The organism is Isoptericola sp. BMS4 (assembly GCF_011634835.1).
GTDB lineage: Bacteria > Actinomycetota > Actinomycetes > Actinomycetales > Cellulomonadaceae > Isoptericola.
Genome location: NZ_SIRP01000021.1, coordinates 1 through 243, shown reverse-complemented (window position 1 = coordinate 243; position 243 = coordinate 1). Strand labels below are relative to the sequence as shown.

1 protein-coding gene is annotated in these 243 nt (G+C 69.1%); it reads right to left on the bottom strand.

The window, feature by feature from the left end:
- The coding region (locus EYB28_RS19710; RefSeq protein ID WP_166852952.1) for an ABC transporter permease subunit at positions 1-243 on the bottom strand (243 nt) is incomplete at both ends.

The window sequence follows — 243 nt, the reverse complement described above, 5'->3', positions numbered from 1 at the left end:
CACGGCGGCGAACATCGCCCCGAAGTCGACCGCGTACCCGGCCGAGGACACGAACGCGGCCAACCGCTGGGACAGCACCCAGTTCTCCGTGGAGGGGTTCAGCGCGACCGGCAGCAGGAACTGGTTCCACAGCCCGAGGAAGTTGAAGATCGCGACCGATGCCATCCCCGGACCTGCCATCGGCAGCATCACCTGGAAGAACGTGCGCCAGTGCCCGGCCCCGTCGATCGCCGCCGCCTCGGC